The sequence below is a fragment of the Kitasatospora sp. NPDC059146 genome, assembly GCF_042786665.1.
In the GTDB taxonomy this organism is placed as follows: Bacteria; Actinomycetota; Actinomycetes; order Streptomycetales; family Streptomycetaceae; genus Kitasatospora.
The window spans coordinates 20,327-46,464 of the sequence record NZ_JBHZCY010000073.1 but is presented as its reverse complement, the minus strand read 5'-3'; the positions used below and the strand labels follow the sequence as shown (position 1 = coordinate 46,464).

Below are 26,138 nucleotides of genomic sequence, written 5' to 3'. Positions count from 1 at the left end.
GGGGGGGGGCGGGCCCCCCCCCGCCGGGTGGGGGGGGGGGGGGTGGTCTGGGGGCGGTGGTTTGGGCGAGGGTGCGGAAGAGGAGGGCGGTGGAGGTGGCGCCGGGGTCCTGGTGGCCGGTGCTGCGGTCGCCGAGGTAGGAGGCGCGGCCCTTGCGGGCGCGGAGGGGGGTGGTGGCGCGGGCGCCCTGTTCGGCGGCTTCGGCGGCGGCTGCGGTGGCTTCGGGGAGGTCGGCGCCGGTGGCGGCTGCGGTGCGGAGGGCGGCGACGGCGGGGGTCCAGGCGTCGACGATGGTCTTGTCGCCGGGGTCGGCCTTGCCGAGGGCGCGGATGGCGTCCAGGCCGGCGGCCAGGGCCTCGGCGAGGGTGGCCGGGTCGGCGGGGCCGGGGAGGGCGGCGCCGATGGCGCGGAAGGCCTTGCCGTAGAGGGGGCCGGAGGCGCCGCCGACCTTGGAGATCAGGGTGGTGCCGGTCTTGGTGAGGACGGCGCCGGGGCCGTCCGGCCGGAGGTCGTCCAGGGCGGCGAGGGCGGCGGCGAAGCCGCGGCGGAGGTTGCTGCCGTGGTCGCCGTCGCCGATCGCCGAGTCGAGGTCGGTGAGGAGGGTCTGCTGCTGTTCGACGGCCGTCGCGATCGCGCGGATCCAGGCCTCGGCGAGGGGGGTGTCGAAGTCCATGCCGGCTCCGTTCAGGCGCGCTTGAGGGCGGGGGTGTCGACCGGGGCGTCCCAGAGGTCCAGCAGCTGGGCGTCGGCCTTGGTGAGGGTGAGGGAGAAGCCCGCCATGTCGAGGCTGGTGACGTAGTTGCCGACCAGGCTGCGGGCCACCGTGATGCCGCGGTCGGCGAGCCGGGCGGCCACCTCGCCGTAGACCACGTACAGCTCCAGGAGTGGGGTCGCGCCCAGGCCGTTGAGCAGGGCGATCACCTCGTCGCCCGGGGTCAGGTGGTGGTCGGCGAGGATGGTCTCGACCACCTCGGCGGCCAGTTCGCGGGCGGGGCGGAGCTTCTCGCGGCGGCGGCCGGGCTCGCCGTGGATGCCGACGCCGACCTCGATCTCGTCCTCGGGCAGGTCGAAGCCGGGCTTGCCGGCGGCCGGGACGGTGGCGGCGGTGAGCGCGATCGCGAAGGAGCGGGAGGCGGCGTTGACGCGCTCGCCGAGGGCGGCGACCTCGTCGAGCGGGGCGCCGCGTTCGGCGAGGGCGCCCGTGGTCTTCTCGACCAGGACGGTCGCGCCGGTGCCGCGGCGGCCGGCCGTCCAGGTGGAGTCCTCGACCGCGACGTCGTCGTCGACCAGGACGGTGCGGACCTCCAGGCCCTCCTCGGCGGCGAGTTCGGCGGCGAGCTCGAAGTTCATCACGTCGCCGGTGTAGTTCTTGACGACGAAGACGACGCCGCAGCCGTTCTCCACGGCCTTGGCGGCGGCCAGCATCTGGTCCGGGACGGGGGAGGTGAACACCTCGCCGGGGCAGGCGGCGTCGAGCATGCCGGGGCCGACGAAGCCGCCGTGCAGCGGCTCGTGGCCGGAGCCGCCGCCGGAGATCAGCGCGACCTTGGGGCCGGCCGGGCGGGCGGCCCGGGTGATCACCCGGTTGGGGACGTCCACCGCCAGCTCGGGGTGGGCGGCGGCGACTCCGGCCAGGGCGTCCTCCAGGACGCTCTCCGGGGTGTTGATCAGTTTCTTCAACGTTCTTCGCTCCCTTGGGTGACCGCGGTGTGGACGCAACAGCCTGGGGCCGACGCTACGCCGGATGGGGGGTGCGGGCACGGGGTGCGACACGCGCGGTTCCGCTCACCCTTCCGGTGCGGTGGGGCGGGGCCTAGGGTCGGGCGCATGAGTGGACGGGTGGGAATCGTTCTGGTGTCGCACAGTGCCAAGTTGGCCGAGGGGCTGCGCGAGTTGCTCGGTGAACTCGCCCCGGACGGTGTGCGGGTGGTGGTCGCGGCCGGGACGGAGGACGGCGGGCTCGGCACCAGCTACGAGCTGATCGCCGGGGCGGTCGTGGAGGCGGACGGCGGGGCCGGGGTGGTGGTGCTGCCGGACCTCGGCAGTTCGGTGCTGACCGCGGTGACCGTGCTGGAGGACGAGCCGCGGCCGGGGGTGCGGCTGGTGGACGCGCCGTTCGTGGAGGGCGCGGTGGCCGCCGTCGTCACCGCCTCGACCGGGGCGGGGCTGGCCGAGGTGGTCGCGGCCGCGGAGGAGGCGCGTTCCTTCCGCAAGGTGTAGCGGCGCTCACTTGGCGTCGGCGTAGCAGTCCACCACCGCGGTGCTGAGCGGGAAGCGCACCGGGGTGTCGCCGAAGACCAGCCGGCGGGCCTCGTCGGCGGACTCGGCGACGGCGGCGGCCACCTGCTCGGCCAGGTTGGCCGGGGTGTGCACGATCACCTCGTCGTGCTGGAAGAACACCAGGTGCGGGCGGTCCGCCGGGCCGGGCACGGGCAGTTCGCCCAGCCGCCGGCGCAGCGCCGCCAGCAGGGCGAGCGCCCAGTCGGCGGCGCTGGCCTGGATGACGAAGTTGCGGGTGAAGCGGCCGCGGGCGCGGGCGGTGCGGCCGCCGGTCTCGCCGCCGGCGTCGGCCTCGGTGAGGTCGAGGAAGGCGGCGGAGGCCGGCGGGCAGACCCGGCCGAGCCGGGAGGTGACCACGCCGCCGTCCTCACCGGTGCGGGCCGCCGCCTCGACGTAGCCCATCGCGGCCGGGTAGCGCCGGCGCAGGGTGTTCAGCAGCGGGCCGATGTCGCCGCTGGTCTGCCCGTACATGGCGCCGAGCAGGCCGAGCTTGGCCTTGTCGCGGTCGCCCTGGAAGGCCTGGGCGGCGAGCGACTCGTAGAGGTCGCCGCCGGCTGCGGTGCGGGCCAGCCCGGCGTCCTGGGAGAGTGCGGCGAGCACCCGCGGCTCCAGCTGGGCGGCGTCGGCGACCACCAGCAGCCAGCCCGGGTCGGCGACCACGGCGCGGCGCAGGATGCGCGGGATCTGCAGGGCGCCGCCGCCGCGGCTGGCCCAGCGGCCGGAGACCACGCCGCCGACCACGTACTCGGGCCGGAAGCGGCCGCCGCGGGCCCAGGCGTCCTGCCAGGCCCAGCCGTGGGCGACGTGGATCCGGGCCAGTTCCTTGTAGCGGATGAGGAGTTGGGCGGCGGGGTGGTCGATGCGCTTGAGCTCCCAGGAGCGGGTGGAGGTCAACTGGATGCCGGCCTCGGCGAAGGCGCGCAGCACCTGGGTGTGCGAGTCGGGGTTGAACGGTTTGGCGCCGAGGGCCTGTTGGAGTTCGACGGCGAGGTCGGCGAGCACCCGGGGCTGGGTGCCGGGGACGGCGGGGCGGGGGCCGAGCAGGTCGGTGAGCAGCCGGTCGTGGACGTCGGAGCGCCAGGGCAGGCCGTCGTGGGCGATCTCGGCGGCCACCAGGGCGCCGGCGGACTCGGCGGCGACCAGCAGCCGGAAGCGCTGCCGGGCGGCCGGGTCGGTGACGGCGGCGATCCGCCGCTGCTGTTCGGCGTGCACGGCCACCACGGCGGCCAGTGGGTCGGCGCCGGGCGGCAGTTGCAGCCGGTCGGGGGCGAACAGGGTGTCCTGGCCGTCGTCCGCGTCGGACAGGCCGGGTTCGGGCAGGTCGTCCGGGACGGGCAGGCCGTGCAGCCGGGACCAGGCGGCGCCGAGCGAGCGGGGCGCGCCGAAGCGGCCCTCGTGGGCCAGCAGCAGCGCCTCGACCAGCCGGAGGTCGTGGCAGCGGGCGAGCCGGTCGGGCAGCCGGGGCAGCAGCGGGGCGTACCCGGAGTCGGCGGCGGCCCAGACCCAGCGCGGGCGGTCGGCGGACTCCAGGGCGGCGACGGCCGCGGCGAGGTCGCGGACGGCCTCCGGCGGGCCGAGCGGCCGGCCGGTGTCGTCGAGCGGCTGGAGGCGGCCGCCGGGGCCGTGCTGGTCGGGCACGAGGGCCGTTCTGGGGGCCACGGCGGGTGTCTCCTCTCCTGGGGCGCCTTCTGGCGGTGCTGCGGCGGGCCGGGGGTGCGGGGCGGGTGTACGGGTGGGGCGCGGGTGTGCGGACCGGGGGTCCGCGCGGTCGACGTTAACGGGTGGGTCTGACAACGATGACCTGGGGTGTATGGGCACGCGGGGTGACACCGCGTAGGGTCGGCGGAATGACCGAGAACCCGTTCTTCGCGGCCAGCCCCCTGGTCTACGAACTGCCTCCCTACGCCGAGATCCGGGAGGAGCACTACCTGCCCGCGTACGAGCGCGGAACGGCCGAGCAGCTGGCCGAGATCGCGGCGATCACCGACGACCGGTCCGAGCCGACCTTCGAGAACACCCTGGTGGCCCTGGAGCGCTCCGGTGAGCTGCTGGACCGGGTGGACCGGGTGTTCCGCAACCAGTCCTCCTCCGACACCACCGAGCTGCTGGAGGAGGTGGAGGCGAAGGTCAGCCCGCTGCTCGCGGCCCACCACGACGCGATCCACCTGGACCGGCGGCTGTTCGCCCGGATCGAGGCGCTGCACGGGAACCGGGCCGCCCTGGGGCTGGACCCGGAGTCGCTGCGGCTGCTGGAGCGCTGGTACACCGCGTTCGTCCGCTCCGGCGCCCGGCTGGGCTCGGCCGAGCAGGACCGGCTGCGCGAGCTGAACGCCGAACTCGCCGCGCTGGGGACGACGTTCCAGCAGAACGTGAACGCCGCCACCCGCGCCGCCGCGCTGGTCGTGGACACCGCCGAGGAGCTGGCCGGGCTGTCCGAGGGGGCGATCGCCGGGGCCGCCGAGAACGCCCGGGTGCTCGGCCACGAGGGCCGGTACGTGCTCAGCCTGAAGAGCACCTCCACCCAGCCCGAGCTGGCCCAGCTGGCCGACCGGTCGGTGCGCGAGCGGCTGCTGGCCGCCTCGCTCGCCCGCGCCGGCGCGGAGAACGGGCCGCTGGCGATCCGGATGGCGGGGCTGCGCGCCGAGCGGGCCGCGCTGCTGGGCTTCCCGAACCACGCCGCCCACGTCGTCGCGGACGAGACGGCCGGGACGGTCGAGGCGGTGTCCGGGCTGCTCGCCCGGCTGGTGGAGCCGGCCGTGGCGAACGCCCGCCGGGAGGCCGCCGAACTGGCCGCGGTGGCGGCCGCGGACGGCGTCGAGGAGATCGCCGCGCACGACTGGGCGTACTACTCGGAGAAGGTGCGGCAGGCCTCCTACCAGGTGGACACCGCCGCGCTGCGCCCGTACTTCGAGCTGGAGCGGGTCTTGGTGGACGGCGTGTTCTTCGCCGCGGGGCTCGCGTACGGGATCACCTTCACCGAGCGGCCGGAACTGACGGCGCACCACCCGGACGCCCGGGTCTTCGAGGTGTTCGAGGAGGACGGCACCGCGCTGGGCCTGTTCATCGGGGACTTCCACGCGCGGGCGTCCAAGCGCGGCGGCGCGTGGATGGACGAGCTGGTGGGCCAGTCCGGGTTGACCGGGCGGCGGCCGGTGGTGCTGAACACCCTCAACGTCCCGCGCCCGGCGCCGGGCGAGCCGGCACTGCTGAGCTGGGACGAGGTGCGCACCCTGTTCCACGAGTTCGGGCACGCGCTGCACGGGCTGTTCTCGGACGTGCGCTACCCGCTGTTCGCGGGCACCGCGGTGCCGCGGGACTTCGTGGAGTTCCCCTCGCAGGTCAACGAGATGTGGATGGTCCGGCCCGAGGTGCTGGCCAACTACGCCCGCCACCACGCCACCGGGGAGCCGCTGCCGGCCGAGCTGGTCGAGCGGATGACCGCGGCCGAACGGTTCGGGGAGGGCTTCCGGACGGTGGAGTACCTCGCGGCGACGCTGCTGGACTGGGCCTGGCACACCCTGCCGCAGGGCCACCGGGTCGAGGACGCCGAGGAGTTCGAGGCGCGGGTGCTGGCGGAGGCCGGTCTCGCGGTGGCGGCGATCCCGCCGCGCTACCGCACGCCGTACTTCCAGCACATCTTCTCCAGCGGCTACAGCGCCGGGTACTACGCGTACATCTGGTCGGAGGTGCTGGACGCGGACACCGTGCGGTGGTTCGAGACCAACGGGCGGTCGGTGCGGGACAGCGGCGAGCTGTTCCGGCGCGAGCTGCTGGCGCGCGGGTTCGGCCGGGACCCGCTGGAGTCCTTCCGCGCGGTGGTCGGCCGGGCGCCGGAGACCGCGCCGCTGCTGGAGCGCCGCGGACTGGGCTAGTCGGTGGTCTGGGCTAGTCGGCGGTCTGGGCTGGTCGACGGGACGGGCCGGCCGGCGGTCCGGGCCGGTCAGCGCGGGGTGAGGGTGACCGTCACGGGCGTGCCCGGGCGGGCGTGCGGGAGCCGGATCCGTACGGTTCCCGCGCGGCCGTCCGCGGGCTGCTCGACCTCGACCCGGGCGCCGGCGGGGGAGACGGCGACCCGGGCGCCGCGCGGGAACGCGGCGGGCGGCAGGACGAGTTCGCCGGTGCGGCCGCTGCCGTCGGCCGTCCAGCGGACGGTGGCGGTGCCCGCGTCGCCCCCGGTGGCGGTCCGGACGTCGGTGCCGGGGACGGCCGCCGGGTACGGGCCGAAGGCGGGGCCGTCGCCGGGCGCCGGGTGGCCGGCCGGGTCGAGGGCGCAGTAGCCGCCGGTGCCCCGGCACCAGTACCACATCGTCCAGCCCTCGGCGAAGCCGTCCATCGCGGCGACCTGGCGGCGGACCAGCAGGGTGTTGCCGGGGGTGCGGGAGTCGGGCGGGCCCCACTCGCCGACCAGCACGGGCAGGTGGTGGGCGGCCGGGTAGCCGGTGATCGCGGCGGCGTACTGCTCGACGAAGCCGTCGGCGGGGTTCCAGTCGGCGCCGTTCTCCACCGCGGTGTCGTAGAAGTGCGGGGCGTAGCCGAGCCGGGGCGCGCCGGGTCGGGGGTCGGTGAAGCCGGGGAGGGCGGTGGGCACGCCCTGGCCGACCAGGACGGTCGGTTCGACGAACAGCCAGGCGCGGGAGTCCGCCCGGCGGACGGCGGCGATCAGGCGGCGGTACATGTTGGCGAGCCGGCCCTGTTCCAGGGCGGCGGAGGCGGCGGCGAGCACGGCCGGGTCGGTCGGGTCGCCGTCCACCGGGCCGAACGGCTCGTTGAACAGGTCGTAGCCCAACAGGGAGCGGTGGCCGCGCAGTTCGCGGACGAGCCGGGTGTAGAAGTCGGCCTGCCAGGCGCGCAGGTCGGGGTCGTCGTAGAGGTGGCGGAAGGCGGCCTGGACGGCGGGCTGGAAGTAGCCGGCGAACCAGTCCTTCGGGTCGGGGGTGAAGGGCAGGCCGTCGTCGCGGGTGGCCCAGCGCGGGATGCCGTTGGTGCCGCCGCCGAACCGCGGCCCGTAGACGTCCTGGTGGAAGTCGACCAGGACGAGCAGGCCCAGGCGGTCGGCCCGGTCGAGGAGTGCCTGGATCCGGTGCAGTTCGGTGGGGTCGAGGCGGCCGCGTTCGGGCTCCAGCCTGGTCCAGGAGACCGGCAGCCGGACCAGGGTGAAGCCCTGGGCGGCGACGGAGTCGAGGTCGGCCGGGGTGGCCTCGGCGTACTTGTCGAGGTTGACGCCGCGCAGCTGGAGGCGGCGGCCCCGGTCGTCGGTGAGGGCGGTGCGGCCGTCCGGGCCGGTGGCCGTTCCGGTGGGGAAGTGGCTGGGGAGGCGGGTCGGGGGGCCGCCGTGGGCGGCGGCCGGGGCGGCGGCGCCGAGGGTGGCGGTGGCGGCGAGCAGCAGGGCGACGGCGGTGCGGCACAGGCGCATCGGGGACCTCGCACGGCGGGGGGTGGGGGCCCGATGATGCCCGCGCTCCCCGGGCCGGCACAAGGGTCGTGCGCGGACGGGGCCGGTGCGGTGGCCCGGTGCGGCCCGGGCGGGGCAAGGGCCGTGCGCGGAGGGGGAGTTCAGTCGCCGTTCGGTTCGGCGGGGGCGGGCGGCAGGACGGCGGTGGGCAGGTCCGCGGCGGCGGCGAGCCGGCCCCAGAGCAGGTCGGCCAGGGCCTGCACCATGCGGGTGCGCGAGCAGGGTCTGGTCTCCAGCCACCAGTCGCCGGCGGCCAGCACCATGCCGGTGATGCCCCGGCCCCAGGCCTCGGCGAGCAGGTCGCGGTCGGCGCCGAGGTCGACCTGGTTCTGCACGGCGCGGGTGATCTCCTCGGCGATCTGCCGCAGCGCGGGGGCGAGGGCGTTGCCCGCGCCGCTGGGGTCGCCGGGCTCGGGGTGGGTGAGCAGCCGGTAGACCTGGGGGCGGGCCTCGATCCCGGCGAGGTAGGTGTCCAGGACGTGTTCGACCCGGTCGCGGCGTTCCAGCGGCTCGGCCAGGGCAGCCCGGACGGCGGCCAGCAGGCCGCCGGTGTGGCGCTCGGTCAGGGCCCTGATCAGGCCGGTCCGGTCGCCGAAGTGGCGGTAGAGGATCGGCTTGGTGATGCCTGCCTCGGCGGCGATGGCGTTCATGCTGGCGCTCGGCCCCTCGCGCTGGATGACCCGGTCGGCGGCGTTGAGCAGCTGCTCGCGGCGGGGCTCTCGGGACATGCGCTGCTCCTCGGGATTCTGGGTGGCCTGGGCGTTGACACCGGTTACCAATCAGTAGCAGACTCCGACGATGTTACCCGGGGTAACACCCCGGTGGGTCGCACCCGGCGGCCGTGATCCCCGCGTCGTGACTCCTGCACCGCCATCCCTGCACCGCCATCCCTGCGTCGTCACCCCTTCTGCGGAGGCTCCCTCATGAGCAGCACGTTCTCGCTGGACCCGGGCGCGGACCAGCTCGCCGTACGCGACTGGCTGCACGGCTTCGCCGCCGACGTGATCCGCCCCGCCGCGGCCGAGTGGGACGAGCGCGAGGAGACCCCCTGGCCGGTCATCCAGGAGGCCGCCAAGCTGGGCATCTACTCGCTGGACTTCTACGCCCAGCAGTACTTCGACCCCTCCGGCGTCGGCATCCCGATCGCCATGGAGGAGCTGTTCTGGGGCGACGCGGGCATCGGGCTGGCCATCGTCGGCACCACGCTGGCCGCCGTCGCGGTGCTCGCCAACGGCACCGACGAGCAGATCGGCACCTGGACCCCGCAGATGTTCGGCACCCCCGACGACGTCAAGGTGGCCGCCTTCTGCTCCTCCGAGCCGGACGCCGGCTCGGACGTCTCCGCGCTGCGCACCCGGGCCGTGTACGACGAGGCCAAGGACGAGTGGGTGCTCAACGGCACCAAGACCTGGGCCACCAACGGCGGGATCGCCGCCGTGCACGTGGTGGTCGCCACCGTCGACCCCGGGCTCGGCGCCAAGGGGCAGGCCTCCTTCGTCGTCCCGCCGGGCACCCCCGGGCTGAGCCAGGGCCAGAAGTTCAAGAAGCACGGCATCCGCGCCTCGCACACCGCCGAGGTGGTGCTGGACGGCGTCCGGGTGCCCGGCAGCTGCCTGCTCGGCGGCAAGGAGAAGCTGGACGAGCGGCTGGCCCGGGCCCGGGAGGGCGTCAAGCGGACGGGCGGCCGGGGCAACGCGGCGATGGCCACCTTCGAGGCGTCCCGCCCGGCCGTCGGGGCGCAGGCGATCGGCATCGCCCGGGCCGCGTACGAGGTCGCGCTGGACTACGCGAAGACCCGGGAGCAGTTCGGCCGCCCGATCATCGACAACCAGGGCGTGGCCTTCCAGCTCGCCGACATGCGGACCCGGATCGACGCGGCCCGGCTGCTGGTCTGGCGGGCGTCCTGGATGGCCGCCAACAACCAGCCGTTCACCGCCGCCGAGGGCTCGATGTCCAAGCTCTACGCGGGCGAGACGGCCAAGTTCGTCACCGCGCAGGCGATGCAGATCCTCGGCGGCAACGGCTTCACCCGGGAGTACCCGGTGGAGCGGATGCACCGGGACAGCGCGATCTACTCGATCTTCGAGGGGACCAGCGAGATCCAGCGGCTGGTGATCGCCCGGGCGGTCTCGGGGATGCCGATCCGCTAGCCCGGGCCGATCCGCCGGCCGGGGCCGGGGCCGGGTCGGACTGCCGGGTCGGGCTGCCGGGTCGGGACTACCGGGCCAGCCAGAAGGTCAGCCCGGCGGCGAGGGAGCCGACCACCGCGCCGACGATCGTCTGTGCGGTGGTGTGGTCCCGCAGCACCACCCGGGACCAGCCGATCACCGCGACCAGCGGGTAGAGCAGCAGCCACAGCGGGCCGAGCGCGATGCCGAGGCAGGCCACCGCGCCGGCCGCCACGGCGGTGTGCACGGAGACCTTCCACCAGACGGTGATCACCAGGATCGGCACCAGCGAGGCGAACATCGCCGCCACCATCGCGGTGAGGTCGCGCGGGGCGTGCGCCAGGATCATCACCGCGAAGCTGACGGCGACCGAGCCCATGATGAACGGGATGACGGTCAGCCGGCGCTGCCGGTGGCCGACGTGGCGGTCCTCCAGGGTGCCCTTGCGGATGCCGCGCTGGATGAACAGGGTCGGGATGACGGCCGCGAACAGTGCGGCGAAGGCGGCCCAGCCGAGACCGGACCAGCCGTAGCGCAGGCCGCCGATCAGCAGGCAGACCGCGATGATCACGTTCTTCGGCTCGACGCCGTCGGTGACCCGGCGGGCCCAGGTCGTCCGGCTGGTGGGGGCGGCCGTGGCCTCGGTGGTCATCGGGGTGCGTGCTCCGGGTGGGGAAGGGCGGTCGGCGGCTCGGCGCCGGTCGCACGATCGTACGTGAGCCGGCGGTGCCGCCGTCCGTCCGGAGGGCCCGCGGGGCCGTTGCTCAGAACCGCGCCGGGCGGCCCGCCAGGAACGCGGCCAGCCCCTCGTGCACGTCCGGGGCCTTCCGCGAGCGCCGCTCCCAGGGCTCCAGCGCCTCGGCCGCCCGCTCCGCCGGGACGGCCAGCGCGGCCTTCACCGCGCCGATCGTCTGGGTCGAGCGGGTGGTCAGCAGCCGGGCGAACTCCAGTGCCGCGGCGTCCAGTTCGGCGTCCGGCAGGACCCGCTCGGCGAGGCCCAGCGGCAGTGCGTCCCGGCCGCGCACCAACTCGCCGGAGAACAGCAGGTACTTGGCCCGGGCCGGCCCCACCAGCCGGGCCAGCCGCAGGGTCGGCACCGCCGGGTAGACCACGCCGAGCTTGGCCGGGGTGATCCCCAGCCGGGCGTCCTCGGCGACGAAGCGCAGGTCGCAGGCGACGGCCAGTTGGCAGCCGCCGCCCACACAGGCGCCGTGCACCACGGCGAGGGTCGGGTGCGGGAAGGCCGCGAGCGCCTCCTCGGCGGCCACGTTGACCGCGTGGTAGGCGTCCGCGCGCCGCGGATCGCCGTACACCTCGGCGAGTTCGGTGATGTCCGCGCCGGCGCTGAAGGTGTTCCCGGCGCCGGTCAGCAGCAGGGCCCGGACGCCCGGCCGCTCGGCGAGCCGGTCCAGCACCTCGGGCAGCGCCCGCCAGATCGCCAGGGTCACCGCGTTGCGGCGGTGCGGGCGGGCGAACTCCAGGACGGCGACGCCGTCCTCGCCGACGTACGCGTTCAGGCCCTCGGCCCGGGCGGGCAGGGCGGAGCGGTCCCGCGTGAGCAGCGGCTGGTCCATGCGCACCTCCGGCGTCGGTCGTGGTGCGCCCACTCTCTCAGGCCGGGTCCGCGCTCCCCCGGGCCGGTCCGGCGCAGTACGTGCCGAGGCCGTGCTCGACCGTGGCGAAGGCGCGCCGGGCCTCGTCGAGGGCGCCGGGCAGGGCGTCCGCGGCGCGCTCGCCGGCCAGCATCCGCAGGTGGTTGCCGGTGATCAGGGTGAGCCGGACGGCGAGCAGCTGGGCGGCGGCGACCCGGGCGGTCAGCTCGTCGTGGGCCGGGTCCTGGTCGCGCAGCTCGTCGGCGAGCAGCCTCTGGGCGCGCCGGTCGAAGGCCGCGGTGGCGCGCAGGGCCAGCGCCGGGGTGGCGTGGATCAGCCGGATCACGTCCAGCACCACCGGGTCGTCGCTCAGGCCGGTGGCCGGGTCCCGGCGCTCCAGGGCGGCGAGGAAGTGCTCGCGCAGCGCCGTCACCGCCGAGGTGCCCGGGGCGCGGTCGCGCACCACCCGGGCGGGCTCGTCGAGGTGCTGCTCCATCGGCCCGAGGACCAGGTCCTCCTTGGTCGGGAAGTAGTTGAACACGGTCATCTTGGAGACCTCGGCGGCGGCCGCGATCTCGGCCACCGAGACCTGGTCGAAGCCCCGTTCGATGAAGAGGCCGATGGCCGCGCGGAAGATCCGGACGCCGGTCTGGATCTTCTTGCGCTCGCGCAGCGGGAGGGCGTCGAGGTCGCGGTCGGGGCCGAGGTCCAAGCCGTGGTGGGTCGCCATGCGAAGACTGTACCAGGATCAAAGCTAGACCGAGCAGAAAGATGTGTCGGGATGAAAGATTGGTCTGGATGAAGAATTGACCCAGTCCAAAACTCCTGCCATGGTGGTGCCGAGCCCGCCGGACCGCACCGGTCGGGGCCGACTCCACACACCCCGGGGGGACTTCCCGATGGCACCCGCTGCCCCGCACACACCCGCTGCCCCGCCCGCACCCGGCCGGGCCGGATCCACCCTGATGACCACCGCCCAGCGCCAACTCGGCATGCTGCTCTGCCTGGTGACGATCGTGCTGGCCGTGCTCGACGCCAACATCGTCTCGGCGGCCACCGTGCCGATCGTCCGCGACCTCGACCCGGTCCACGGCGTCGACCGGCTGCCCTGGCTGGTCAGCGCCTTCTCGCTGGCGGCCACCGCGCTGCTCCCGCTCTACGGCAGGCTCTGCGACGTGTACGGCGCCAAGCGGGTGCTGCTCGGCGCGGTCGGCACCTTCCTGTTCGGCTCGGTGCTCTGCGGCGCCGCGCAGTCGATGAGCGAGCTGATCGCCTTCCGGGCCGTCCAGGGCATCGGCGGCGGCGGGCTGATGAGCGTGACCATGGTGGTGATGGCCCAGCTCCAGGACCCGCAGGAGCGCAGGGGCGGCAAGGGCGGCGCGATGGGCGGCATCGTCGCCGGGCTCGGCATGGCGGTCGGCCCGCTGGTCGGGGCGCTGTTCACCGACCACCTCGGGTGGCGCTGGATCTTCTACTTCAACGTGCCGCTCGGCCTGCTCGTGCTGGTCGGCGTCGCCCTGGTGATCAAGCTGCCGCGCGACCTCGGCCGGCGCGGCCTGGACTTCCTCGGCGCCACCCTGGCCGCCGCCTTCGCCACCGGGCTGCTGCTGGTCACCGAGTGGGGCGGCAAGGACTACGCCTGGACGTCCCCGGTGATCCTCGGGCTCTCCGCCGCCACCCTCGCCTCGCTCGGCCTCTTCCTGTGGCGCCAGGCCACCGCCGCCGAGCCGGTGCTCCCGCTCTCGCTGTTCCGGATCCCGGTGGTGCGGATCGGCTTCGCGGTCCAGGGCCTGGTCGGGATGGGCATGATGGGCGCGATCGTCTACGTGATGATCTACCTGCAGATCGCCCGGGGGATCGCCCCGACCACGGCCAGCCTCTACCTGATGCCGATGGCCGCCGGGATGACCGGCGTCGGCCTGCTCGCCACCCGGCTGATCGCCCGCGGCCACCAGCCGCGCACCTTCCTGATCGTCGGCTCGGGCGTCTCGGTGCTCGCCCTGGCCCTGCTCGGGCTCAGCGGCCCGGACACCCCGCTGTGGGCGGTGGGCACCGAACTCGCCCTGCTGGGAGCCGGGTTCGGGCAGCTGATCGGGCAGCTGATCACCATGGTGCAGGACACCGCCCCGCGCGAGCAGCTCGGCGTCGCCACCACCGGCGTCCGGTTCTTCCAGACCCTCGGCAACGCGCTCGGCGCGGCGCTCTTCGGCACGGTGCTGACCCGGGTGTTCGAGGCCGCCGAGCCCGGGCGCTCCCTCTCCGCGGTGCGCACGATGACCGGCGCGGCCCGGGGGCACGCGCTGCGGAGCTTCACGGACGCCGTGGACGTGGTCTTCCTGTCGGCGGGCGGGGTGATGGTCCTGGTGCTGCTGCTGGCGCTGCGGCTGCGCACGGCGGAGCCGGCGGCGGTGGAGGCCGCAGGGGCCGCTGGGGCCGCTGGGGCCGCTGGGGCCGCGGAGACTCCCGCGGCGGCCGAGGGGCCGGTGCTGGCGGCCTGAGCAGGGCCGCCGGGGCCTGGCGGAGCCGGGCGGGGGAGGACGGCGGAGCGGGGCTCGGTGGACCCACGGGGGTGTCCACCGGGCCCCGCTCCGCTTTCCCGTGCCGGCGCCGAGGAGTACGCCGAGGAGTACGCCGAGGAGTACGCCGAGGAGGGGTCGGCGGGCCGTCAGGCCCCGGTGGCGGTGTGCTCCGAGGCCAGGACCGCCCAGATCTCCTTGTCGTGGCGGACGCCGTTGTGCAGGAACCACTCCCGCAGCACGCCCTCCCGCTGCATCCCGACCCGCTGGGCCACCGCCCGGCTGCGGGCGTTGGCGGCCGAGCACCACCACTCGGCGCGGTGCAGGCCGCGGGTGGTGAAGGCGTAGTCGAGCAGCCGGCGGACGGCGGCGGTGATCAGTCCGCCGCCCTCGCCGGCCGGCTCGGTCCAGGCGCCGATCTCGCAGTTGCCGCTCCGGGTGTCGAAGTGCACGAACATCACGCCGCCGACCAGCGTGCCGTCGCGCCAGATGCCGTAGATCCGGCTGGAGTCGGCGGCCTGGCCGTCGGCGTAGCGCTGCAGGGTGGCGCGGGCCGAGTCCAGGTCGGTAGTGCGGGTGGCCCACGGGATCCACGGGTCGGTGTGGGCGCGGGCGCGGTCGATGTGGGCCAGGAACTCGGGGGCCTGCCAGGGTTCCAGCGGGCGCAGTTCGGCGTTCTCGGCGAGCGGGACGGAATACACGGGCGGGCCTCTCGGGGTGGTGCGACGGGGTGCGCGCGGCGGGAGTGGGGGAGGGGGTGGGGCGCGAGTGGAGAAGGGAGTGGGGTGGGCCGTTCGGATCATTCATAACAAACGTTTGGTATGTACGATAGCCCCCATGACGCCAGCCCGTGGAGACCATGACGCCCGCCGTTCGGAAGTCTCCGAGGGGGTGTGGCGGGTGCTCTCCGCCAAGGGCTTCGAGGGGCTGACGCTGCGCGCTGTGGCGGCGGAACTGGGTGCCTCCACCGGACTGTTGACGCACTACTTCCCGAACAAGCGGGCACTGCTGAGCCACGCCCTGGAGGAGCTCGACCGCCGCTCCGCCGCCCGGCCCCGCCGGCTGGCGCCCGCCGACGGCACCCCGCCGCCGCCCGAGGGGCTGGCCCGCCTGCGGGCCGCACTGCTCGACGTGCTGCCGCTGGACGAGGCCACCGAGTCCGGCAACCGGATCTGGGTCAGCTCCTGGGACGTCGCCCTGGCGGACCCGGAACTGGCGGCCGCGCACGCGGGGCGCTACGCCCGGTCACGGGTGGCGCTCACGGGGCACGTGGTGGACGCCCAGCGGCTCGGCGAGCTCCCGGCCGGCGCCGATCCCGCCGGGCTCGCGGCGGGCGCGCAGGCCTTCGTGCTGGGGCTGGTGGTGCAGTCGCTGTTCGCCCCGGCGGAGTTCCCGGCGCAGCGGCAGATCGCGCTGCTCGACGCCTATCTGACGGGGCTGGTCGGTTAGTCCCCTCCTGGGTGGCGAGAGTTCGACCGCGGGCCCGCCGCGGCTCGGCCGCAGTTCGGTCGCGAGCCGGGTTCCGGCCCCGGGGTGAGGCGTCCCGGGCGCCTCTGTCCGGCTTTTGTCGGATTTCGCCGGTCGGTCGTTCGGGCGGCTGTTTCGTTCAAGGGTGGGGGATTCGCCCGGAATTCCGGTTTTCCGCCCGACCGGCTTTCGCGGCGGTCATGACACGCATTGTCACGGGTTATGCGCGGTGGGTGCTGGATTACCCGGAGGTGATAAACCGCCACGGAAAGTACTCACGGGCGCGATGGCCTGCGGAAATTCGCAGGGTGGCGCCCCCAGCAGGATTCGAACCTGCGACCTACCGCTTAGAAGGCGGGTGCTCTATCCGCTGAGCTATGGGGGCGGGACGGACGGCGCCCTGGCGGGCGTGACCGTGGCCGGGATCGGGCGACGAGCGCTGGGCGCGCACGTTGTCCGGCCCCGTACCTGAGGGTGGGGGTGGGGGTTGGTGGGCCCTCGCCCTGTCGGGGACAGGATAAGGGTGTCCAGTTCCTCGGCCGGGTGTGACGACACCGTCGTTGGTGTGTCGGTTCGGTGGAGCGGTCCGATAATCGCAGGTGGAGACCGTGTGTGCAGCGGTCTGGGACAGTTCCGGGCCGGACGTTGTGCAGTCGTTACGGGGCTGCCTCCCCACCCGTTATGGATTCGACACGGAGAATGTCCCGCCGCCGGTGCGGGTGGGGGGTCCTATTCGGCGCGCTCCGGCGTGATGACGTGCGCGGACGGCCCGGCCCGGGTGTTCCGCCGCGCTGCGGGGGTGGCCGCGATCTGGCCGTTTGTTGTCATGACCGCGAAGAGATGGTACCCGAGCGGTGTGCGAAGGCCGAAATTCACCCCTGTGAGTGACGGCCGTTTTTCACCCTGCCGATCGGCCTACTAGTTGTCCACAGGATTTCGGAACCGGGTGGTCGTGATTTCTTCCGGGACGCACTCTGAACTCGCACCGCTCGATTCCGTACGGTGCGTCGGCGAGAACGGGGAGTGCGCTGTGAACGAGGTTCAGGTGACGGTGATCGGCAATGTCGCGACCGAGGTGCGCTACGGGGAAACCGCCGGCGGGGTGCCGATGGCGGACTTCCTCCTCGGCTGCACCGAGCGGCGGTACGACCGCGAGCGCGCCTGCTGGGCGGACGGTGGGACGCAGTGGCTGAGGGTGACGGCCTGGCGGGCGCTCGCGGTGAACCTGATCGGCTCGCTGGCCAAGGGCGAGCCGGTGCTGGTGACGGGTCGGCTGCGGGTGCGGGAGTGGACGGAAGGGGAGGTGAAGCACAGTCGGGTCGAGATCGACGCCCGGTCGATCGGACACGACCTCACCCGGGGTACCACGGCGTTCCGTTGGGCGGCGGGTGTGCGCGGGCAGCCAACGGGCGCGGCGGAACCGCCCGGCGCGAAGCCCGCGGGCGAGCCGGTGCCGGGGTGGATCGTCGACGCACTGGAGTCGCGCCGGGCTTCGGCGCTGGCCTCAGTGCCCGCTCGGCCGGAGCCGCCGCCGGGTGCGCGGGCGGTGACGGGGCAGCAGGGCGAGGTGTCCGAGGGGGAGCGGGGAGGTGAAGACCGGGCGCTGCTGGGCTGACCGGTCGGTGACCTTCCCTGTCGACAAATATGTTGATCGAGAACGTCGTTGCGCCCGCACGCGCAATCTCGTCCGGATAACGGAAAGTCGCGCAAAGATTCTGTCGGTACGTCAGCTTGTGTGGAACCTGAGAGGGTTGATAACGATCCAGATACGGAATCGTCCTGATTTCGCATGGGGGTTTCGGGGCCTCCGGGGCTCAATAGGATTCACTTGGTTCACACCCGCAGCAGTGCCACAGGGGGCACGCGCGGCACGGCAAGTCGGCGGGCTGCCCACTCGGTGCAAGCCCGCTCCGGAGGGATCCCAGATGTTCAAGCGGCAGGGGCGGAGTCTGTCCCGCATAACCACTGTCATGCTCACGACCAGCATCGGGCTGGGCGGAGGACTGTTCGCGGCCGGTGCGGCGGTCGCGGCTGACGCCCCCGCGTCGGGCGTGACCGCGATCGTCCAGCCGGACATGTTCGGCGAGCGGGTCGACGTCCAGGGCAAGGACAGCGTCGACGCGGGCCTGTTCACCCTCAAGACGGCCTCCGGCGAGCTGCTGCAGACCTACTGCATCGACTTCGACAACCCGGTGTACCTGGACAGCAAGGCCAAGTACCACGAGGCCGACTGGTCCGCGAGCTCCCTCAACGGCAACGCGAACGCCCCCAAGATCCGCTGGATCCTGGAGAACTCGTACCCGCAGGTGCCGATCGACGCCCTGCGCAAGGCGATCGGCGACACCGAGCTCTCGGAGAAGGACGCCGCCGCGGGCACCCAGTCCGCGATCTGGAAGTTCTCGGACAACAAGACCGCGACCCCGCGCAACGAGCACGCCAAGAAGCTGCGCGACTACCTGACGGGTGACGCCAACAAGGGCGTCGCGGCCGAGCCGAAGCCCTCGCTGACCCTCACCCCGGACTCCGTCTCCGGCAAGTCCGGCGCCAAGCTCGGCCCGTTCGTGCTGAACACCAGCGCCAACGAGGTCAAGCTCGCCGTCTCCGGCGACGCCGCCGACAAGATCAAGGTGCTGGACAAGGACGGCAAGCCGGTCAACGGCACGCTGGCCGGCCCGGTCGCCAAGGACACCCAGCTGTTCCTGGACGTCCCCGGCGGCACCCCGGACGGCAAGGCCGTGCTCAAGGCCACCGCCGACACCACCGTCCTCAGCGGCCGGGTCTTCATGAGCGGCCTGGACGACCAGGGCAACCACAGCCAGACCATGATCCTGGCCGGCTCCAAGAAGCTCAGCGTCGCGGCCGCGGGCCAGGCCACCTGGAAGCAGGGCCAGGGCGCGATCGTCGACAGCTCCGCCAAGGAGGAGTGCGCCAACGGCGGCGTGCGCGTCTCCGTCACCAACACCGGCGACCAGCCGGCCGAGGTGACCGTGCAGCCGGGCCAGAAGGTCACCGTGCAGCCCGGCAAGACCGAGACCGTGCTGGTCAAGGTCGCCGAGAAGACCAAGTACGACATCACCGTCACCGGCCCGAACGGCTACTCCAAGAAGTTCACCGGGGTCCTCGACTGCAAGACCGGCGTGACCCCGACCGGTGCCCCGACCACCCCGACCGGCGGCGGCACCACCACCGCCACCCCCTCGGGCACCCCCTCGGGCACCCCGAGCTCCGGTGCCGCCCACCCGGCCCCGTCGACCACCAGCGCCGCCCCGGGCACCGGTGGCCTGGCCCAGACCGGTGCCAATGACTCCACCCCGATCCTCGCCGCCGTCGCCGGTGGCCTGGTCGTGGCCGGTGGCGCCGCGGTCTTCGTCCTGCGCCGCCGTGGCCGTCACGGTCGCACCACCGCCTGAACCGCCTGAACCGTCTGAAACGGTCCGAACCGCCTGAGCGGTGCTCCGGGAGGCGCTGACCTCCCGGGGCCCCGAACGAGCGGAGCCCGGCCCGGCTCCCCGCACCAGCTGCGGGGAGCCGGGCCGTCGCGTTTCCCGGCCCGGGCCCGGTGCGCGCGCCCCGGGCGCGGACACCCCCGGGGCGAACATCCCGGCGCGGATACCCCGGTGGGGTCACCCCGGCGGTTCGGGGCTCCCGGCCGGGTGCGGCACAATGGAACGCTGCAAGACGAATACTCCCGACGACGCCGGAGCGATCTCACGTGGCGGAATACATCTACACGATGCGCAAGGTGCGCAAGGCGCACGGAGACAAGGTCATCCTTGACGACGTGACGCTCAGCTTCCTCCCCGGGGCGAAGATCGGCGTCGTGGGCCCCAACGGTGCCGGTAAGTCCACCGTGCTGAAGATGATGGCCGGCCTGGAGCACCCCTCCAACGGCGACGCCTTCCTCTCGCCCGGCTTCACCGTCGGCATGCTCCTCCAGGAGCCCCCGCTCGACGAGACCAAGACGGTCCTGGAGAACGTCCAGGACGGCGTCAAGGAGATCAAGGGCAAGCTCGACCGCTTCAACGAGATCGCCGAGCTGATGGCGACCGACTACTCGGACGCCCTGCTCGAGGAGATGGGCAAGCTCCAGGAGGAGCTGGACCACGCCGAGGCCTGGGACCTGGACGCCCAGCTGGAGCAGGCCATGGACGCCCTGGGCTGCCCGCCCGGCGACTGGGCCGTCACCAAGCTCTCCGGTGGCGAGAAGCGCCGCGTGGCGCTCTGCAAGCTGCTGCTGGAGGCCCCCGACCTGCTGCTGCTCGACGAGCCCACCAACCACCTCGACGCCGAGTCGGTGAACTGGCTGGAGCAGCACCTGGCCAAGTACAAGGGCACCGTCGTGGCCGTCACCCACGACCGGTACTTCCTCGACCACGTGGCCGAGTGGATCCTGGAGCTCGACCGCGGCCGCGCCTACCCGTACGAGGGCAACTACTCCACCTACCTGGAGACCAAGCAGTCCCGTCTCAAGGTCGAGGGGCAGAAGGACGCCAAGCGCGCCAAGCGCCTCAAGGAAGAGCTGGAGTGGGTCCGCTCCAACGCCAAGGGCCGCCAGGCCAAGTCCAAGGCCCGCCTCGCCCGTTACGAGGAGATGGCGGCCGAGGCCGACAAGATGCGGAAGCTGGACTTCGAGGAGATCCAGATCCCGCCGGGCCCGCGCCTGGGCAGCGTCGTCATCGAGGTCGAGAACCTCAACAAGGCCTTCGGCGAGAAGGTCCTGATCGACGACCTCAGCTTCACCCTGCCGCGCAACGGCATCGTCGGCATCATCGGCCCGAACGGCGCCGGCAAGACGACGCTGTTCAAGATGCTCCAGGACCTGGAGACCCCGGACTCCGGCAAGGTCAAGGTCGGCGAGACCGTCAAGATCAGCTACGTCGACCAGAGCCGCGCCAACATCGACCCGAAGAAGACCCTCTGGGAGGTCGTCTCCGACGGTCTGGACTGGATCAACGTCGGCCAGGTCGAGATGCCGTCCCGCGCCTACGTGTCGGCCTTCGGCTTCAAGGGCCCGGACCAGCAGAAGCCGGCCGGCGTGCTCTCCGGCGGTGAGCGCAACCGCCTGAACCTGGCGCTCACCCTCAAGCAGGGCGGCAACCTGCTGCTCCTCGACGAGCCCACCAACGACCTCGACGTCGAGACGCTCTCCTCGCTGGAGAACGCCCTGCTGGAGTTCCCCGGCTGCGCCGTGGTCATCTCCCACGACCGCTGGTTCCTGGACCGAGTGGCCACCCACATCCTCGCCTACGAGGGCGAGAGCAAGTGGTTCTGGTTCGAGGGCAACTTCGAGTCGTACGAGAAGAACAAGATCGAGCGACTGGGCGCCGACGCCGCCCGTCCGCACCGGGCCACGTACAAGAAGCTGACCCGAGGCTGACACCCAGCTGTCACAACGGCCCGGCAGACTGCCCCCCGGGGGCGGCCTGCCGGGCCGCGGCCCGTCACCGAGGTTCGGCGGCGGGCGACCGGACACCGAGGAGAACACCCGTGGCTCGCCACATCTACGCCTGCCCGCTGCGCTGGTCCGACATGGACGCCTTCGGGCACGTCAACAACGTGGTCTTCCTGCGCTACCTGGAGGAGGCCCGGATCGACTTCATGTTCACCCAGGCCGCCGAGGCCGGCGCCGGGGAGTTCGCGGGCGGCTCGGTGGTGGCCCGCCACGAGATCGACTACAAGCGCCCGCTGGTGCACCGGCCGGAGCCGGTCACCGTGGAGACCCGGGTGACGCACATCGGCAGCGCCTCGCTGACCGTCTCCTACGACATCAAGGACGTCCACGAGGACGGCTCCGAGACGGTGTACGTCCGGGCCTCCACCGTGGTGGTGCCCTACGACCTGGCCGCGGGCCGGCCGCGCCGGATCTCGCCGGTGGAGCGGGAGTTCCTCTCCCGGTTCATGGACGAGGCCCCGGTCGGCGCGGCAGTCTGAAAGTCCCTGGACCCCCGAACCGATTCGAGCTGAGCCGCGTTGACCGTCACCGCCCGCCTCGCCCTGACCGACACCGGTGAGGCCGCCGACCTCTCCGCCTTCCTGCTGCGCCTGCTGCGCTTCGACAAGGCGGCGGCCGTGCGGCTGCAGGCGGTCGACCCGGCCGCGGCGGACGGCGTGCTGGCGGTCTTCGGACGGCTGCCGCTGGGCGAGTCCGGCGTGCTGGCGATCCGCACCGCCCGGCTGGACCGCCTGGACGAGCCGGTGGACCTGACCGTCTCCGCGGGCCAGCTGCTGGACGGCGTGGACGCCGACTCCGGCGCCGTCGCGCTGCCCGCGCCGGTGACCGGCCCGGCCTGGGCCGGGCTGCTGCCGCCGCGGGTCGGCTGGCGGCCGGTCGGGACCCCGCCGGCGGCCGAGGTGTGCCGCGAACTGATGGCGGCGGTGGGGGAGTTCCGCGAGCGCAGTGAGGCCGTCCCGGCCCACCACCGCACCCGCGCGGTGCTGGACCGGCTGGCGGACGAGGTGTGGTCCCGCCCGGTCTCGGTGCTGCCGGAGCTGCCGCTGCGCGCCGTGCACGCCTCGTACCGGATCGGTTTCCTGAGCCCCGAGGCGCCGCTCTCGGTGCACCGGGCGGGCGGCTGGCTGCGGTTGAGCTCCCCGGTGGGCTCGGTGGTGGTGCGGACCGCGGCCGCGCCGGGCGCGGGACTGGGCCTCAGCCCGCTGCGCTGATCCTGCTGCGCTGATCCTGCTGCGGTAGCGGCAGGCCTACGCTCAGCCCGGGGTGTTGATCATCGAGGCGGCGGCGTAGACCAGGTAGTCCAGCAGCTGCCGCTCGTGCTCGGCGGGCAGTTCCAGGCTCGCCACGGCGGCCCGCATGTGGGTGAGCCAGGCGTCGTGGGCGGCCTTGTCGACCTTGAACGGCGCGTGCCGCATCCGCAGCCGCGGGTGGCCGCGCCGGTCGCTGTAGGTGCGCGGGCCGCCCCAGTACTGCATCAGGAACAGCGCCATCCGCTCCTCGGCCGGTCCGAGGTCCTCCTCGGGGTACATCGGCCGCAGCAACTCGTCCTCGGCGATGCCCTCGTAGAAGCGGCGGGTCAGGCGCCGGAAGGTGTCCTCACCGCCGACCTGCTCGAAGAAGGTCTCCTCGCTGAACGTGCCTCGTCCGATCTCTGTCACCCGACCATGGTCGCAGACGCCGACGGGGCCGTACACCGGGACGAAAGACGTACGACCCCGTCGGGCCTGAGTGGTCAGGGCAGTGCGCGGACGGCTACGCGTCCTCCCACTTGAACAGCTTCCAGGCGATGCCGGTGAACACGGCCGCGAAGAGCAGCAGTCCGCCCATGGCGGGCAGGGCGTCCATGGCGCCGCCGCCGCGGGTCAGCACCGACTGGGCGGCCGACACCAGGTGCTTGAGCGGCATGACCTGGGAGACGGTCTTCAACCAGTCCGGGGCGCCGTCCAGCGGGAAGAACGAGCCGGACAGGAAGGACATCGGCAGCACGATGAGCTGCGAGATGCCGTTCGCGGCCTCCTCGGTCTTGGCGACCGAGCCGGCCAGCAGACCGATCGACATGAAGGCGAGCGTCGCGCAGGCCACCAGCGGCAGGATCAGCCACCAGTTGCCGGTGAGCTTGAGCCCGAAGAAGCTCGTCGCGACGACCAGGAAGACGGTGGTCTGCAGGAAGGCGGTCACCAGCGAGACCGCGATCCGGGAGCTGACCACCGCACCGGCGCTGATCGGGGCCAGTCGCAGGCGCCGCAGCACCTTGGACTTGCGCCAGTTGACCAGGGTCAGCGCGGCGCCGAAGACCGCGCCGGTGGCGACGGCCCAGCCGAGCAGGCCGGGGGTGAGGAACTGGATCGGCTTGAGCGACTGGTCCTCGACCTGCTGGGAGTCCAGCACGTAGGCGGCCGGCTGGTGGGTGGCGGCCTGGTTGGCGCTCTGGACGACCGAGTTGAGGATGCCCTGGACCGCGCCGGCCTTGACCTGGTCGGCGGCGGTGTAGCGCAGCTCCACCTTGCCGTCCGGGCCCTGGCTGATCATCGCGTCGAAGTCGCCCTTGCGGACCTTCTCCAGGGTGCCGGCCTCGTCGTCGGTCCTGGTGATGGTGAGGACCTTGTCCAGGCCGACCCGTTCGTCGCCCTGGATCGAGTCGAACAGCTTGACCGCGCCGACCTGGGCGACCTTGGCGTGCGGGCTGGCGGAGCCCTTGGTGACGGAGCCGAAGAAGACCAGGAAGACCAGCGGGAACAGCAGGACGAAGAAGGTCGCGGTGCGGTCGCGCTTCATCCCGAGCAGCATCGCGCGGGACAGGCTCCAGAACGCGCTGACCCGCTCCCGCCCGTCGGCGGAGCCGGCCGAGCCGCCGCGCTGGGCGGGGACCTTCGGCTCGGTGGAGGTGCTGGTCATGCGCGGAACTCCCGTCCGGTCAGCTGGAGGAAGACGTCCTCCAGGGTGGCGCCGCGCACTTCGAGGCCGCGCAGCGCGTTCTGCTCGGCGAGGACGCTGAGCACCGGGGCCGGAAGGCGGGTGGAGACGGAGAGCGAGACGGTGTCGTCCTCCAGGGTGGCGACGTCGGCGCCGGCCGCGGCCAGCAGCTCGCGGGCCCGCTCGACCGGCAGCTGGCCGGAGGCCACGCTGATCCGGACGGTGTCGTCGATCTCGCGGATCAGCGCCGCCGGGGCACCGGTGTGCAGGATCTTGCCGTGGTCCATGATCGAGACCCGGTCGCAGAGCACCTCGGCCTCGTCCAGGTAGTGGGTGGTCAGGACGACGGTGCGGCCCTCGGCGTTGATGTCCCGCAGCAGGTCCCAGAGGTTGCGGCGGGCCTGCGGGTCGAGGCCGGTGGTGGGCTCGTCCAGGAAGACGAGCTCCGGGTCGTGGGCCAGGGCGCAGGCGATCGACAGGCGCTGGGCCTGGCCGCCGGACATCTGGTCGGTGAGGGTCTCGGCCTTGTCCGAGAGCCCGACCCGCTCCAGCATCGCGTCGGCCCGCTTGGGGCCGACCCCGTAGAACGACGCGAAGGTGCGGATCGTCTCCCGGGCGGTCAGCTTCCGGAAGAAGGCGGAGGCCTGGAACTGCACGCCGATGCGCGGCAGCAGCTTCGGGTTGCGCGGCCAGGGGGCCATCCCCAGCAGCTCGACCCGGCCCTCGTCGGGCTTGCGGACCCCTTCCAGGATCTCCATGGTGGTGGTCTTCCCGGCCCCGTTGGGACCGAGGATCCCGTAGAACTCGCCGGCCTCGACGGTGAGCGACACCCCGTCGACGGCCTGCACATCCCCGTACCGCTGGCGGATGCCGTCAGCGGATATAGCAGCAGTCATGAAGCCAGAGAATAGGGCTCATGGGGCGTCTTGTGCACACCGGGGACGGGAACTTGTGGATTCCCTGAGGGAGGCACCGGAAAAGCCGGGCCGGGCGGAAAAGCGAATTCCGCCCGGCCCGGCCGGAGTTACCCCTGACGAATGCTCAAAGCGCAGGTCAGGCGCGGTGCACCGTGATCGTCGTCCAGGCGCCGACGTGGATCCGGTCGCCGTCGCCCAGGGGGATGGCGGTGTTCGGGGAGATCGGTTCCTCGCCCCCGTTCACGGTGGTTCCGTTGGTCGATCCCTGGTCCACCAGCACCCAGCTGCCGTCCGCCTGTTCGGCGAGCAGCGCGTGCTGGTGCGAGGCGCCCGGGTCCTCCGGCGGCACCGACAGGTCGATCTCCGGGACGGTGCCCCGGTGCTGGCTGCGCCGGCCGATCCGCAGCTGGCCGCGGCCGGTCAGCGGGATGCGGCGCTCGGGGCAGTACGGCGGGAAGAACAGGCCGGCCGCCTCGGGGCCGCTGCGGGCCATCATGTCGGTGAAGTAGTCGCGGTCGGCCGAGACCACCGCGATCCAGTTGCTGCGCACCGGCCCGGCCGGGGCGGGCTCCGGCTGGGCGCCCGGCTGGGCCTGCGGCGGGGCCTGCGGCGGGGCCAGGTGGAAGGACGTGCCGAAGTCGCCGCCGCGGGTGTTCGGGCCGGGGCCGGCGGGCTGGGCGTACACCGGGCCGGAGTCCTCGCGGACCGGGGCCTCCGGGAAGGCGCCCTCCGGCGGCGGGTAGCCGTAGGTGTGGGGGTACTCCGGCTGCGGCTGGTACTCCGGGGCCTGCGGCTGGTGCTGCTGCGGGGCCTGGTGCTGCTGCGGCTGGTGGGGCTGCGGGGCCTGCGGCTGGTACTCCGCGGCCTGCTGCTGGTGGGGCTGGTGCGGCTGGTGCTGCTGCGGGGCCGGGGCTCCGCCGTAGGCCGCCGGGATGTTCAGCGGCGGGGGCTGGGCCGGGCCCGGCGAGGGCGCGCCGCCGGCCGGCGCCTGGCGGCCGGAGGGCGCGGACAGCTCGTAGTCGTAGCCGCACTCCTCGCAGAACCGCCCGGTCTGCGGGCTGCGGCAGATCGGGCAGACGGCCAGGCCCTCGGTGAGTCCGGGGCCGGCCGGCGGCGGGAAGGCACCGGGCGGCGGGTAGCCGCCGGGCGGTGGGAACGCCCCGGGCGGGGGCGGCGGGACGGCCCCCGGCGGGGGCGGCGGCGGCGTGCCGAAGGCCGCACCGCCGTGCTGCGGGTGTCCGGCGGGCGCGCCGGGGTAGCCCCCGTGGGCGCCGGGCGCCGGGGCCGGCGGGGTCATCGGGAAGCCGCAGAAGTCGCACCAGTCCTCGGCCTGCGACTCGTGGCCCCTCGGGCAGATCGGCATCAGGTCCCCCTCGTTTCG

Annotated in this window: 23 protein-coding genes and 1 tRNA gene; 10 read left to right on the top strand and 14 right to left on the bottom strand. The window is 73.6% G+C overall.

All coding sequences use genetic code 11. From position 1 onward, the window contains the following. Positions 1-673, bottom strand: a 673-nt coding sequence (gene dhaL / locus ACFXPX_RS27460; protein ID WP_380643835.1) for a dihydroxyacetone kinase subunit DhaL, incomplete at its 3' end; no start/stop codon positions are given. An 11-nt stretch (positions 674-684) separates the two neighbouring features. Next, the gene (dhaK, locus tag ACFXPX_RS27455; protein WP_380643833.1) at positions 685-1,680 is read right to left on the bottom strand and encodes a dihydroxyacetone kinase subunit DhaK; all 996 of its coding nucleotides are present in this window, start codon (positions 1,678-1,680) and stop codon (positions 685-687) included. 147 nt (positions 1,681-1,827) lie between these two features. Here dhaK and dhaM point away from each other — a divergent pair, with 147 nt between their 5' ends. Further along, positions 1,828-2,220, top strand: a complete 393-nt coding sequence (dhaM, locus tag ACFXPX_RS27450) for a dihydroxyacetone kinase phosphoryl donor subunit DhaM (RefSeq protein ID WP_375896688.1) — start codon at positions 1,828-1,830, stop codon at positions 2,218-2,220. A 6-nt stretch (positions 2,221-2,226) separates the two neighbouring features. Here dhaM and ACFXPX_RS27445 read toward each other — a convergent pair whose 3' ends face one another. After that, entirely contained in the window at positions 2,227-3,939 is a 1,713-nt protein-coding gene (locus tag ACFXPX_RS27445) for a bifunctional 3'-5' exonuclease/DNA polymerase (RefSeq protein WP_380643831.1), read from the bottom strand. Positions 3,940-4,127: 188 nt separating this feature from the next. On the opposite strand from ACFXPX_RS27445, the gene ACFXPX_RS27440 reads away from it, so the two are divergent. Then, positions 4,128-6,152 (top strand): M3 family metallopeptidase, encoded by a 2,025-nt coding sequence (locus ACFXPX_RS27440; protein WP_380594824.1) that lies wholly within the window; start codon positions 4,128-4,130, stop codon positions 6,150-6,152. Positions 6,153-6,220: 68 nt separating this feature from the next. On the opposite strand, the gene ACFXPX_RS27435 is transcribed toward ACFXPX_RS27440, so the two are convergent. Further along, a complete protein-coding gene (locus tag ACFXPX_RS27435; RefSeq protein WP_380643830.1) occupies positions 6,221-7,693 on the bottom strand; it encodes a glycoside hydrolase family 5 protein in 1,473 nt (490 codons plus the stop codon). A gap of 140 nt (positions 7,694-7,833) precedes the next feature. Beyond that, on the bottom strand, positions 7,834-8,460 hold the full coding sequence (locus ACFXPX_RS27430) for a TetR family transcriptional regulator (protein ID WP_380643828.1): 627 nt from the start codon (positions 8,458-8,460) through the stop codon (positions 7,834-7,836). A gap of 195 nt (positions 8,461-8,655) precedes the next feature. On the opposite strand from ACFXPX_RS27430, the gene ACFXPX_RS27425 reads away from it, so the two are divergent. Beyond that, the gene (locus tag ACFXPX_RS27425; protein ID WP_380404327.1) at positions 8,656-9,882 is read left to right on the top strand and encodes an acyl-CoA dehydrogenase family protein; all 1,227 of its coding nucleotides are present in this window, start codon (positions 8,656-8,658) and stop codon (positions 9,880-9,882) included. 67 nt (positions 9,883-9,949) lie between these two features. Here ACFXPX_RS27425 and ACFXPX_RS27420 read toward each other — a convergent pair whose 3' ends face one another. The 3 genes from ACFXPX_RS27420 to ACFXPX_RS27410 form a co-directional block, all read right to left on the bottom strand. Further along, entirely contained in the window at positions 9,950-10,552 is a 603-nt protein-coding gene (locus tag ACFXPX_RS27420) for a hypothetical protein (RefSeq protein WP_375896703.1), read from the bottom strand. 112 nt (positions 10,553-10,664) lie between these two features. Beyond that, positions 10,665-11,474, bottom strand: a complete 810-nt coding sequence (locus ACFXPX_RS27415; protein ID WP_380530017.1) for an enoyl-CoA hydratase/isomerase family protein — start codon at positions 11,472-11,474, stop codon at positions 10,665-10,667. Positions 11,475-11,511: 37 nt separating this feature from the next. After that, on the bottom strand, positions 11,512-12,222 hold the full coding sequence (locus tag ACFXPX_RS27410) for a TetR family transcriptional regulator (RefSeq protein ID WP_380643826.1): 711 nt from the start codon (positions 12,220-12,222) through the stop codon (positions 11,512-11,514). A gap of 235 nt (positions 12,223-12,457) precedes the next feature. On the opposite strand from ACFXPX_RS27410, the gene ACFXPX_RS27405 reads away from it, so the two are divergent. Beyond that, a complete protein-coding gene (locus ACFXPX_RS27405; protein WP_380643837.1) occupies positions 12,458-13,990 on the top strand; it encodes an MFS transporter in 1,533 nt (510 codons plus the stop codon). Between the two features lie 167 nt (positions 13,991-14,157). On the opposite strand, the gene ACFXPX_RS27400 is transcribed toward ACFXPX_RS27405, so the two are convergent. Continuing rightward, positions 14,158-14,709, bottom strand: coding sequence for a GNAT family N-acetyltransferase (locus ACFXPX_RS27400; RefSeq protein WP_375896709.1), 552 nt, complete (start codon positions 14,707-14,709; stop codon positions 14,158-14,160). A gap of 136 nt (positions 14,710-14,845) precedes the next feature. Here ACFXPX_RS27400 and ACFXPX_RS27395 point away from each other — a divergent pair, with 136 nt between their 5' ends. Further along, entirely contained in the window at positions 14,846-15,457 is a 612-nt protein-coding gene (locus tag ACFXPX_RS27395) for a TetR/AcrR family transcriptional regulator (RefSeq protein WP_380594820.1), read from the top strand. A gap of 327 nt (positions 15,458-15,784) precedes the next feature. On the opposite strand, the gene ACFXPX_RS27390 is transcribed toward ACFXPX_RS27395, so the two are convergent. After that, positions 15,785-15,860 (bottom strand) — tRNA-Arg (locus ACFXPX_RS27390). A gap of 645 nt (positions 15,861-16,505) precedes the next feature. On the opposite strand from ACFXPX_RS27390, the gene ACFXPX_RS27385 reads away from it, so the two are divergent. The 5 genes from ACFXPX_RS27385 to ACFXPX_RS27365 all read left to right on the top strand — a co-directional run bounded on the left by ACFXPX_RS27385 (position 16,506) and on the right by ACFXPX_RS27365 (position 22,138). Further along, positions 16,506-17,090, top strand: coding sequence for a single-stranded DNA-binding protein (locus ACFXPX_RS27385; RefSeq protein ID WP_380643824.1), 585 nt, complete (start codon positions 16,506-16,508; stop codon positions 17,088-17,090). A gap of 355 nt (positions 17,091-17,445) precedes the next feature. Then, positions 17,446-18,885, top strand: coding sequence for a Cys-Gln thioester bond-forming surface protein (locus tag ACFXPX_RS27380; protein WP_380530024.1), 1,440 nt, complete (start codon positions 17,446-17,448; stop codon positions 18,883-18,885). 302 nt (positions 18,886-19,187) lie between these two features. After that, a complete protein-coding gene (ettA, locus tag ACFXPX_RS27375) occupies positions 19,188-20,852 on the top strand; it encodes an energy-dependent translational throttle protein EttA (protein ID WP_375896271.1) in 1,665 nt (554 codons plus the stop codon). A 110-nt stretch (positions 20,853-20,962) separates the two neighbouring features. Beyond that, positions 20,963-21,406: a thioesterase family protein gene (locus tag ACFXPX_RS27370; protein ID WP_360242622.1), complete on the top strand. Its 444-nt coding sequence runs from the start codon at positions 20,963-20,965 to the stop codon at positions 21,404-21,406. A gap of 39 nt (positions 21,407-21,445) precedes the next feature. Continuing rightward, complete coding sequence (locus ACFXPX_RS27365) at positions 21,446-22,138, top strand: hypothetical protein (protein ID WP_375896267.1); 693 nt, start codon at positions 21,446-21,448, stop codon at positions 22,136-22,138. Between the two features lie 42 nt (positions 22,139-22,180). Here the strand turns inward: ACFXPX_RS27365 and ACFXPX_RS27360 are convergent, their stop codons facing one another. The 4 genes from ACFXPX_RS27360 to ACFXPX_RS27345 all read right to left on the bottom strand — a co-directional run bounded on the left by ACFXPX_RS27360 (position 22,181) and on the right by ACFXPX_RS27345 (position 26,120). Continuing rightward, a complete protein-coding gene (locus ACFXPX_RS27360; protein WP_375896264.1) occupies positions 22,181-22,585 on the bottom strand; it encodes a globin in 405 nt (134 codons plus the stop codon). 94 nt (positions 22,586-22,679) lie between these two features. Beyond that, positions 22,680-23,822 (bottom strand): ABC transporter permease, encoded by a 1,143-nt coding sequence (locus ACFXPX_RS27355; protein ID WP_380643822.1) that lies wholly within the window; start codon positions 23,820-23,822, stop codon positions 22,680-22,682. Then, complete coding sequence (locus tag ACFXPX_RS27350) at positions 23,819-24,736, bottom strand: ABC transporter ATP-binding protein (RefSeq protein WP_375896259.1); 918 nt, start codon at positions 24,734-24,736, stop codon at positions 23,819-23,821. Before ACFXPX_RS27350 ends, ACFXPX_RS27355 begins: the two co-directional genes overlap by 4 nt. Positions 24,737-24,893: 157 nt before the next feature. Next, complete coding sequence (locus ACFXPX_RS27345; protein WP_380643820.1) at positions 24,894-26,120, bottom strand: FHA domain-containing protein; 1,227 nt, start codon at positions 26,118-26,120, stop codon at positions 24,894-24,896. Positions 26,121-26,138: the final 18 nt, after the last annotated feature.